The sequence below is a fragment of the Rahnella sp. Larv3_ips genome, from assembly GCF_003697865.1.
In the GTDB taxonomy this organism is placed as follows: Bacteria; Pseudomonadota; Gammaproteobacteria; order Enterobacterales; family Enterobacteriaceae; genus Rahnella; species Rahnella rivi.
This window is the reverse complement of the sequence record NZ_MJIB01000004.1, coordinates 428,554-438,231: the sequence shown is the minus strand read 5'-3', so window position 1 is coordinate 438,231 and position 9,678 is coordinate 428,554. Positions and strand designations below refer to the sequence as shown.

General features: G+C 55.2%; 8 protein-coding genes. 5 read left to right on the top strand and 3 right to left on the bottom strand.

The features are described 5' to 3' along the window. Nucleotides 1-333: 333 nt before the first annotated feature. Nucleotides 334-939 (top strand): undecaprenyl-diphosphate phosphatase, encoded by a 606-nt coding sequence (ybjG, locus tag ED901_RS04430; RefSeq protein WP_122095018.1) that lies wholly within the window; start codon nucleotides 334-336, stop codon nucleotides 937-939. 73 nt (nucleotides 940-1,012) lie between these two features. On the opposite strand, the gene ED901_RS04425 is transcribed toward ybjG, so the two are convergent. Together ED901_RS04425 and ED901_RS04420 are read right to left on the bottom strand one after the other, a co-directional pair. Then, nucleotides 1,013-2,224, bottom strand: coding sequence for a serine hydrolase (locus tag ED901_RS04425; protein ID WP_056769787.1), 1,212 nt, complete (start codon nucleotides 2,222-2,224; stop codon nucleotides 1,013-1,015). 304 nt (nucleotides 2,225-2,528) lie between these two features. Then, nucleotides 2,529-3,452: a LysR family transcriptional regulator gene (locus ED901_RS04420; protein WP_056769786.1), complete on the bottom strand. Its 924-nt coding sequence runs from the start codon at nucleotides 3,450-3,452 to the stop codon at nucleotides 2,529-2,531. 156 nt (nucleotides 3,453-3,608) lie between these two features. Between ED901_RS04420 and ED901_RS04415 the strand changes: the two genes are divergently transcribed. The 3 genes from ED901_RS04415 (at nucleotide 3,609) to ED901_RS04405 (ending at nucleotide 7,091) form a co-directional block, all read left to right on the top strand. Then, nucleotides 3,609-5,042, top strand: a complete 1,434-nt coding sequence (locus ED901_RS04415) for a M20 family metallopeptidase (protein WP_122095016.1) — start codon at nucleotides 3,609-3,611, stop codon at nucleotides 5,040-5,042. Further along, the gene (locus ED901_RS04410; RefSeq protein WP_056769779.1) at nucleotides 5,039-6,322 is read left to right on the top strand and encodes an MFS transporter; all 1,284 of its coding nucleotides are present in this window, start codon (nucleotides 5,039-5,041) and stop codon (nucleotides 6,320-6,322) included. Before ED901_RS04415 ends, ED901_RS04410 begins: the two co-directional genes overlap by 4 nt. A gap of 148 nt (nucleotides 6,323-6,470) precedes the next feature. Further along, nucleotides 6,471-7,091 (top strand): glutathione S-transferase family protein, encoded by a 621-nt coding sequence (locus ED901_RS04405; RefSeq protein WP_122095015.1) that lies wholly within the window; start codon nucleotides 6,471-6,473, stop codon nucleotides 7,089-7,091. A gap of 49 nt (nucleotides 7,092-7,140) precedes the next feature. Here the strand turns inward: ED901_RS04405 and ED901_RS04400 are convergent, their stop codons facing one another. Continuing rightward, nucleotides 7,141-8,292 carry a PQQ-dependent sugar dehydrogenase gene (locus tag ED901_RS04400; RefSeq protein ID WP_122095013.1) on the bottom strand — a complete coding sequence of 384 codons (1,152 nt, stop codon included), beginning with the start codon at nucleotides 8,290-8,292 and terminating at the stop codon, nucleotides 7,141-7,143. Nucleotides 8,293-8,593: 301 nt separating this feature from the next. On the opposite strand from ED901_RS04400, the gene ED901_RS04395 reads away from it, so the two are divergent. Further along, complete coding sequence (locus ED901_RS04395; RefSeq protein WP_056769774.1) at nucleotides 8,594-9,667, top strand: sugar ABC transporter substrate-binding protein; 1,074 nt, start codon at nucleotides 8,594-8,596, stop codon at nucleotides 9,665-9,667. The last annotated feature ends 11 nt before the right edge of the window (nucleotides 9,668-9,678 follow it).

Sequence of the window (9,678 nt, the reverse complement as noted above, 5' to 3'; positions counted from 1 at the left end):
TCAGGTTACTCTCCCTTATCTGCTTGTCTGTATGCGGTTCACGCCAAAATTGACGGGCAATAAGCCGTATTTTTATAGGAGTCATTCCCATGACGCAAAACATTTACGTTAGTCAGGGTTTCCGGCCTGCTTAAGGTTTCATTAATTCCCGCTCATAGAATCACCGGCATCGGGAAACTATACGGCACGTCAATGAGTTTGATATTCAGACGATCCCCCCTATATCTTCACGGCAGCATAAACTATCGTGGAACCCACTTTTAGATGTGTTGTCAGTGATTTACTGGCACATTTTTAGGGCTTTTTTGGCCTTTTTTTGATGAGGGTATGTTTATGGAGCAGTTGAACCATCTGCTTTTTTTATGGATTAACGCCACACCGGCTTCGCCGCAAGCACTGATTAAACTGGCAATATTTCTGGCGGATGATCTGATTATGATCGTCCCTCTGTTGATTATAGGTTTGTGGCTGTGGGGGCATCGCGAGCATATCGGTCAGCAACGTGAGCTGGTCAGCAAAACCGCCATTGCGCTGTTGTTCGCTATGTCGACGGCCAAGGCGCTGTCTGAACTCTTCCCGCACGCGCGCCCGTTTGTGGAGGGGTTTGGCTATAACTTCCTGCATCACTCCCCTGACGACTCTTTCCCGAGCGATCACGGTACGGCGATCTTCACCTTCGCGCTGGCCTTCCTGTTCTGGCATCGTCTGTGGTCCGGCGCGTTGCTGATGGTCACGGCGGTAAGCATCGCCTGGTCACGGGTGTATCTGGGCGTGCACTGGCCGCTGGATATGCTCGGTGGATTCCTGGTCGGCATGCTCGGCTGCCTGTTCTCACAGCTGGTCTGGAATCTGTTCGGCGAGCAGATTAACGCGCTGATGTGTAAGATTTACCGTTTCGGCTTTGCCTTCCCGATCCGCAAAGGCTGGGTACGCGGCTGACAGACAAAACCTGTTCGACGGACAAAAAAAAGCGAGGCCACATGAGCCTCGCTTTTTTATTGCGCTACGGTCATTACTTACCGAAAACGCTGCTGTACAGTCCGCTGATTTTCATCATCACGAAGTCCCAGATGCGGCTGAAGAAACCGCCTTCTTTCACTTCCTGCAAGGCAACCAGCGGGTGCTGATCGATGACTTTTCCGTCCAGACTGAAATCAACCGTACCGACCACCTGATTTTTCGCCAGCGGCGCTTCGAGCTGAGGCGTGGTCAGGTGGAAGCTGGCTTTCAGGTTTTTCAGCTGGCCCTTCGGCATGGTCAGTGACGCATTTTCCGCGACGCCCAACGGCACCATTTTTTCATCACCGAACCAGACACGCTGGCTGGTAAAGGCATCACCGGCTTTGATCGGCGTCAGCGTTTCATAAAAGCGGAAGCCCCAGGTCAGCAGGCTTTCACTTTCATTGAAGCGGATACGGTCGCTCGGCGCGCCCATCACCACGGCAATCAGGCGCATCCCGTTAGCGTCACTCGCCGAAGACACCAGATTATAGCCCGCGCCGGAGGTGTAACCGGTTTTGATACCGTCCACGTTCAGGTTGGTGCTCCACAGCAGGCGGTTACGGTTAATCTGCTTGATGTGATTGAAGGTGAATTCTTTTTCTTTATGCAGCGCATATTCTTCCGGCGTATCCCGGATCAGCGCCTGCGAGAGCAGCGCCATGTCGGTGGCCGACGTGTATTGCCCGTCAGCATCCAGCCCGTGCACCGTTTTGAAATGGGTATTTTGCAGTTTCAGCTGCTCAGCGTACCGGTTCATCAGATTAACGAAGGAATCCTGGCTGCCCGCTACGTAATCCGCCAGCGCGATGCTGGCGTCGTTACCGGACTGGATCACAATGCCTTTATTCAGTTCTGAAACCGGCACGCGGTCGCCCGGTTTCAGGAACATCAGGGAAGAGCCGCGCAGCACCGGATTACCGGTCGCCCAGGCATCGTTACCGACGGAAACCAGATCGTCTGATTTGATTTTTCCGGATTTAATCGCCTGCCCGACCACATAACTGACCATGATTTTACTCAGGCTTGCCGGGTCGAGACGTGCGTCAGGATTAGACTGTGCGAGGATCTTCCCGCTGTTGTAATCCATCAGCACCCAGGATTTTGCATTGACCTGAGGGGCTACCGGGGCGGTGTCCGCCTGAGCGGCGGGAAGCGCCAGCAGCATTACTCCACCGCCCAGCGCGTAAATGAAAGTCCGTTTGAATTGGGAAGAAATTGTCATAGGTATCAGGGCTTTTGTCCGGGTAACTGAAATTTATCTTATCTTTCAATCAGATTGTGCAAGTCTGCAGGTGTAAAAACTACTGCTTTCCGGGGCTGGAATAAACCTAAATAGTGTAAAGATCTTAAGATTAGATGAGATTTCCGGCACGCGCCTCTCCGTTTCTGGCCGGTTCAGGCGCCTCCCGGCATGGGCTGGCACATTATCAAAGGCTATTTATAAACAAACTAATATATAAAATATCTATAACTATAAACGCCTTACTGCCAGCAGGGCGTCAGGGTTTTGCACGCTGCCTCGCAAATCAGACATTAAAATCACGAATAAACGCCTCGCTCTCACGCGCCACTTCGTCCCGGATAAAATCGATAAACTGACCCACAGCGGCAGAGTGTTTTTTCCCTGCCGGCGTTTGCAGCTGCAATGTGCGCTGGCTGAGTTGTTCGATGTTGACGGATTTAACCCGCAGGTTGTCGCGCCGGGCTTTGTACATGATGGAAAAATGGCTGCACGCCACGATCGCGCCCGGCGTTTGCACCATAAAATCGTACAGCGTCGAAAACCGGTTACAGCTGACCGCAGGCTCAAGGAAAATGCCGCTCATCCGGCAGGACAGATCAAACAGCTGGCGGATGGTGCTGCCCTGCTCATTCATGGCCAGCGGATAAGGATGCAGATCGGTCAGTTGCAGGTCGCCTCCGGCCAGCGGGTGGTTCTGGCGCATCACCATGCGCACCGGTGCGGGAAAGGACGCCATGATATCCACGCCGCGCTCCGCCACCAGGCTGAACTGTAATGCCAGATCTACGTCACCGCTATGGATCATCTCCGAGACATCCCCCGCCGTTCCCACATTCAGATAAAACATCACGCCCGGATTAATAACGCGAAAACGTGAAAAAAGCTGCGGCAGCAAATCAAACGCCAGACCGTCGGTACAGGCCATGCGGATCACCGTGCGCCGCACCGCATTCAGCCCCTGAATTTCGGCAATGGCGTGTTCCATATCCATCATGCTTTTGCGCACATGGTTTTCCAGGATCTGGCCGGCGTCGTTAAGCACCATTCCGCGCGCGTGCCGCTCAAACAGCGGCGCACCGATCCGCTCCTCAAGGCGCTGGATCTGGCGGCTGATGGCCGACACCGCCACAAAAAGTTGTTTGCTGGCGCCACTCAGCGAACCGGTATTGGCGACGGCGAGAAAATAACGGATCTCAGCGCTTTGCATGGTGGAGTTGCCTCATAAGTGTGCAGACGAGCATTACAATAAAAGCAACGCTAACTTGCAATTATTATTATTGTGGCAACGCTTACGCAGCGCTTAGAGTGAAACTGCTAAAAAAACCAACAATAAGATCACAAACACACAATAAGCAGGTTCCTCATGACAGCGGAAAATATCGTTGAACAGGCGTTAGCCTGGTTTGATCAGGGTGAATACCAGCGCATTCTGGCGCGCAGAGTGGCGATAGCCACGGAAAGCCAGAGTAATCAGCGGGATGATGAACTGGCCCGTTACCTCGATGAAGAGATTAAACCGGCGTTATCTGCGATGGGCTTCACGCTGCTCAGCGTTGATAATCCTCACGCCGCCAACCGGCCTTTTCTTATCGCAACCCGTATTGAAGACAGCGCGCTGCCCACCGTCCTCAGCTACGGTCATGGCGATGTGGTGTTCGGGGACGATGAAAACTGGCGCAGCGATCTCTCGCCCTGGGCACTGAAAGAAGAAGGTGACCGCTGGTACGGGCGCGGCACAGCGGATAACAAAGGCCAGCACAGCATTAATATCGCGGCGCTGGAGCAAATCTTCAAAGCACGCGGCGGGCGTCTGGGCTTTAACTGCAAGCTGCTGTTCGAAATGGGCGAAGAAATCAGTTCGCCGGGTCTGGCAGAACTTTGCCGCAACTATAAAGAACCACTGAGCGCAGATATTTTCCTCGCCTCTGACGGGCCGCGTCTCAACGCCGTCCGTCCGACCCTGTTCCTCGGCTCACGCGGCGCCGTCAATTTCCGTCTGACCGTAAATGCGCGTGACAACGCCTATCACTCCGGGAACTGGGGTGGTCTGCTGACCAATCCGGGCACGCAGCTGGCCAACGCGCTGGCGTGTCTGGTGAACCAGCACGGTCAGTTACAGGTCGCGGCGCTGAAACCGCCTGCGGTCAGCGAAGCCATTCGCGACATTCTCAGCGACGTTGAGGCCGGTGGCGGCGAAAACGATCCGCAGATCGATCCTGACTGGGGCGAAGAAGGGCTGACACCTACCGAACGTCTCTACGCGTGGAATCAGCTGGAAGTGTTGTCATTCCTGACCGGCAATCCACAGCGCCCGATGAATGCCATTCCCGGCCATGCCACCGCGGTGTGTCAGTTGCGCTTTGTGGTCGGTACCGACTGGCAGCATCTGGCGGAACACGTTCGTGCGCATCTGGACGCCAGGGGCTTTCCACAGGTAGAGGTGGAATTTATGCGCGGCTCCCCGGCAACGCGCTTTGATCCGACTGATCCGCTGGTGGACTGGGCGCTGGACATCATGCAACAGACAACCGGCAAAAAACCGGCGCTGTTACCGAATCTGGGCGGTTCGCTGCCTAACGATGTGTTCGCCGATATCCTCGGCCTGCCGACCTTGTGGGTACCGCACTCCTATCCGGCCTGCGGGCAGCACGGCGTCAACGAACACATGCTGATTTCGGTTGCCCGTGAAGGGCTGGCGATCATGACCCACCTGTTATGGGATCTGGGCGAAAGGGGCACAGCCCTGCTCAGTCAACATCACGCACATCACAACGCGCAAGCCGGAGTTGTTCAATGAGCCAGATAACTGCATCTTCAACCCCGCTTAACGGAACGGCAGAAAAGCCGAATCTGATGAAAACGTTGTTTGCCACCTGTATCGGCAATGCGCTGGAGTGGTTCGATATCGCGATTTACGGCTTTTTCGCCAGCTATATCGCCCACGCCTATTTTCCGACCTCAGATCCGACCGTCTCGCTGCTGCTGACCTTTGGCAGCTTCGGCGTTTCCTTCCTGATCCGCCCGCTGGGTGCGATTGTGCTGGGGGCTTACGCCGATAAACACGGGCGAAAAGCATCGTTACTGATGTCCATCAGCCTGATGATGATCGGCGGTCTGATCATTGTGGTCACGCCGTCTTACGGCACCATCGGCATGGCAGCACCGCTGCTTATCCTGGCCGCACGCCTGATTCAGGGCTTCTCCGCAGGCGGCGAGTTCGGCAGCTCCACGGCATTTCTGGTGGAACATTTCCCCGAGCGTAAAGCCTTCATCGCCAGCTGGCAGTTTGCCACCCAGGGCGCGAGTACGTTACTGGCGTCGGCATTTGGCCTGGGATTGTCTGCCATCCTGACCGAAACTCAGTTGCAGGACTGGGGATGGCGTATTCCGTTTATCTTCGGCCTGCTGATTGGCCCGGTCGGGTTGTACATCCGCCGTCACATCAAAGAGTCGGAAAGCTTCCGCACTGCCGAGAAATCCGCGTCTCCGCTGAAAGAGATCGTCCGGGCGCAGAAAGGCCTGTTTTTCATCGCCATCGGGCTGATGGTCGTGTCAACGGCCATTAACTACATGCTGAACTATGTGCCGACGTATGCCACTAAAACGCTGCATCTGCCCGCGTCGGCCGGGTTTACCGCGACGCTGTCTGCCGGGATAATTCTGACGGTGGTGACGCCGCTGATGGGATTATGGGCTGAAAAAGTGGGGCGTCTGCCGCTGATGTGGGGCTCACTGGTGCTGTTGCTGATCACCATTTACCCGGCATTCTGGCTGATGCTGGAATACACTTCCGCGCTGTCACTGCTGTTGCTTATCAGCTGGCTGGCGCTGCTCAAATCGGTGTATTTCTCCGCCGTTCCGTCGATGATGGCGGATCTGTTCCCGATCACCACCCGCGCAAGCGGTATGGCTATCAGCTACAACGTTGCCGTAACCGTGTTTGGCGGCTTTGCACCGTTCATCTGTACGCTGCTGATTTCCGCCACCGGCAGCAGTCTGGCACCGGGTTATTACCTGATGGTTGTCGCACTGCTCAGCGTCATTTCCCTGTTTAAAGCGCAGAAGTTACAACGCTAACCTGCCCTTCCCGCACTCAGCGGCGGCTACACCCTGTCGCTGAGTGTTACTTTTTTCCCTTCGCATAATTCTTCGCCGTGGCCTATAGTTCTAGCCAGTCATCATCAAAAAAAGTCCGTATTTTCATATTGAAAACAAGGGGTTCTGAATGATTACCGTATGGGGACGTGAAAACTCGACCAACGTTAAAAAAGTGCTGTGGATGCTGGATGAACTGAGTCTGGCGTATAACATCGTCAACGCGGGCGGCGCCTTTGGCAAGAATACTGACCCGGCTTATCTCGCTTTAAACCCGAATGGTCTGGTGCCCTGCTTTCAGGAAGATGATTTTGTCTTGTGGGAATCGAATGCCATTCTTCGCTACCTTGCCGAATGTTCCGGCAAACCGGAATTCTGGCCTGCCGATGCGCGGCATCGCGCCAGTATCGACAAATGGCTGGACTGGGCGAGCAGTTCGCTGATCGCCCCTTATCGTCAGGTCTATCAGACGCTGGTGCGCATTCCGGAACCGGAGCGCGATATGGCGCTGGTTGCCTCGGGCATGAAGGTGTTTGAGAAATACTGGGCAATTGCCGATGCCGTACTGGCAAAGCAAAAATGGCTCTCCGGCGAAACGTTCGGGATCGGAGATATTCCGCTGGGGATTTATGCCTATTCCTGGTACTCGCTGAACATTGAGCGTCAGTCGCATCCGAACGTTGAGCGCTGGTATCAGCAACTGACGCAGCGCCCGGCCTTTATCAAACGCGTGATGATCCCGCTGAGTTAAGGCCGTTTCTTCGGGTTACCGGCGGGTCATCCGACCCGCCTTTTTCATGTTAAGCACCCGGCGCAATCTTCAGTAATTTGCCGTCACTCTCATCCGTCAGCACATACACGAAGCCGTCCGGCCCGGTCTGCACTTCCCGGATGCGTTCCTTGCGATCTGTCAGCAACCGCTCTTCACCGGTGACTTTATCGCCGTCTACGGTCAGACGGATCAGAGATTCCCCCGCCAGCGCGCCGATAAACAGCGAATGTTTCCACTGCGGGAAACGGTCTGCGTTATAAAACGCCATCCCGCTCAGCGCAGGAGAGACTTCCCAGTAATAAATCGGATCAACGGCACCGTCGATCCGGGTGCCTTTCGCTTCCGGAATAGGCTGCCCGGAATAATTGATGCCAAACGTCGCCAGCGGCCAGCCATAGTTGTTACCGGGCTGCGGCAGATTCACTTCATCCCCGCCGCGCGGACCGTGCTCAGATTCCCATAAGGCGCCGGTCCACGGATTGACGGCCAGACTCTGCGGATTACGGTTGCCATAAGTCCAGATCTCCGGCCTGGCATTCTTATCGTTAACAAACGGGTTGTCCTGCGGCACGCCCCCTTCCGGGGTCAGACGCAAAATCTTGCCCTGCAACTGGCTGAGATGCTGGGCGTTAATTCGCTGATTGTTGTCGCCGGTGGACATGAAGATATTGCCCTTCGCATCGAAGGCAATCCGTCCGCCGAGATTGATGCCGCTGCTGAGCGCAGGCTGCTGGACGAAGATCACTTTAAAGTCGTCGAGACTTTTATTGTCAGACGACAAGGTGCCATATCCCAGCGCCGCATGGGGTTCGCCCTTCTCGCCGGGCTGAGTGAAGGTCAGATAGACACGCCGGTTTTTGGCAAAGTCAGGAGATAAGCGCACGTCCCATAACCCGGCCTGCCCGCTGACCCACACGCGCGGCACACCCTTGAGCGGGGCTGACATTGCGCCGTCAGGCTGCCACAGGCGCATCTGCCCGCTGCGCTCGGTGATCAGCGCGCCCTGATTATCTGGCAGAAAGGCCAGCGACCACGGGTGATCCAGTCCGCTGGCAAGTTCAGTGACCTCTGCGCGCGCAGACGCCGGTGAGATGGGGGCTTTCGGTGCCGCGTTAGCGTGGGTGGCCAGCAGGGCCAGTGCGAAAACGGGCAGTAAGGTGTCGCGGAAAGGATAAGTCATCAGGCTTCCTCCGGGGGCATCTTTCAGGTGTGTGCTTTTAGTCTAGGCCATGTCTCTGATTTTGCTCAAAGACTGCCCTCCTCCTATAACTAACAGGAATAACGCCGCGATGAAATATAATAACAACAAAACATTCCCTCCTTCTTAACATATCGGTAGACTGCTCCGACAGAATAGACGTCTGGACAGACAGACTTCTGTACATCCTCATTCCGGAACGCCCATTTGGCGCGCCGAAACTATCCCAGGGTCATGCTGACATCGCTGCGATCATCTGCCGCACCGACGGAGTTGTTAAATAATGAAAAGAATATCCGCCTCTTTACTGGCACTGAGCCTGTTCTCCGCCCTCCCGGCATTCGCCGCGGATGCCACGCCCGCCCCTGTTCCGGCGGCGATTGCACAACATAATGGCCCGGTGCGTATAGCCATTGTGCGTAACCTCGGTTCTGACGATAACACCACCCAGTTTCTGGCCGGTGCCATCAAACAAGGCCGCGCGCTCGGCTTCAAGGTCGATACTTTTCTGAGTAACGGCGACGACGCCAAATTCCAGGATTTCGTCAATCAGGCCATCAGCCAGAAATATGACGGCATCATTCTCTCGCAGGGACGCGGCCCGTATTCCGAGGCGCTGGTCAAGCGTATCGCGGCGGCGGGCATTGCCGTTTCGGCATTTGATACCGAAGTACCGGAAAATATTCCCGGCGTCACGGTAACCCGACAGGACGACGCATCCCTGGCGAAAGCCTCCGTCGGCCAGTTGGTGAAAGATTTCAACGGCAAAGCCAACATCGTCAAACTGTGGGTGGCCGGTTTCCCGCCGATGGAACGCCGTCAGAAAACCTATGAAGCGATTCTGAAAGAAAATCCGGGGATTCATCAGCTGGAATCTATCGGCGCCGTGTCCTCAGACGTACAAGGCGACACCGCCAACAAAGTCGGTGCTATTTTAGCGAAATACCCGAAAGGTCAGATTGATGCCATCTGGGGTGCGTGGGATGCATTCAGCCAGGGTGCCTATAAAGCGCTGAAAGAAAATGGCCGTACTGAAATCAAACTCTACAGTATTGATGTCTCGAATCAGGACCTGCAACTGATGCGCGAAAAAGGCAGCCCGTGGCAGATGACCGCTGCGGTGGATACGCAGCTGATTGGCGCGGTGAACCTGCGCATCGTGGCGCTGAAAATTGCCGGTGAGAAAACGCCAGCCACCTATGAATTCCCGGCGCAGACCATTCCTCAGTCTCTGCTGCTAAGCCAGCCTGACGGCATCAACGTGACCGGATTGAGCAAAATTATTCCAGGCTGGGGAAAATCAGAAGATTTTACCGCGCCGTGGTTTGCCACGCTGGAAGCAAAGTACAAAAAATAACCCTCTGAAAC

Coding starts and splice junctions, on each gene's coding strand:
- ED901_RS04415 (WP_122095016.1), top strand. CDS start 3,609: ATGACAGCGGAAAATATCGTTGAACAGGCGTTAGCCTGGTTTGATCAG.
- ED901_RS04425 (WP_056769787.1), bottom strand. CDS start 2,224: ATGACAATTTCTTCCCAATTCAAACGGACTTTCATTTACGCGCTGGGC.
- ED901_RS04410 (WP_056769779.1), top strand. CDS start 5,039: ATGAGCCAGATAACTGCATCTTCAACCCCGCTTAACGGAACGGCAGAA.
- ED901_RS04395 (WP_056769774.1), top strand. CDS start 8,594: ATGAAAAGAATATCCGCCTCTTTACTGGCACTGAGCCTGTTCTCCGCC.
- ED901_RS04405 (WP_122095015.1), top strand. CDS start 6,471: ATGATTACCGTATGGGGACGTGAAAACTCGACCAACGTTAAAAAAGTG.
- ybjG (WP_122095018.1), top strand. CDS start 334: ATGGAGCAGTTGAACCATCTGCTTTTTTTATGGATTAACGCCACACCG.
- ED901_RS04400 (WP_122095013.1), bottom strand. CDS start 8,292: ATGACTTATCCTTTCCGCGACACCTTACTGCCCGTTTTCGCACTGGCC.
- ED901_RS04420 (WP_056769786.1), bottom strand. CDS start 3,452: ATGCAAAGCGCTGAGATCCGTTATTTTCTCGCCGTCGCCAATACCGGT.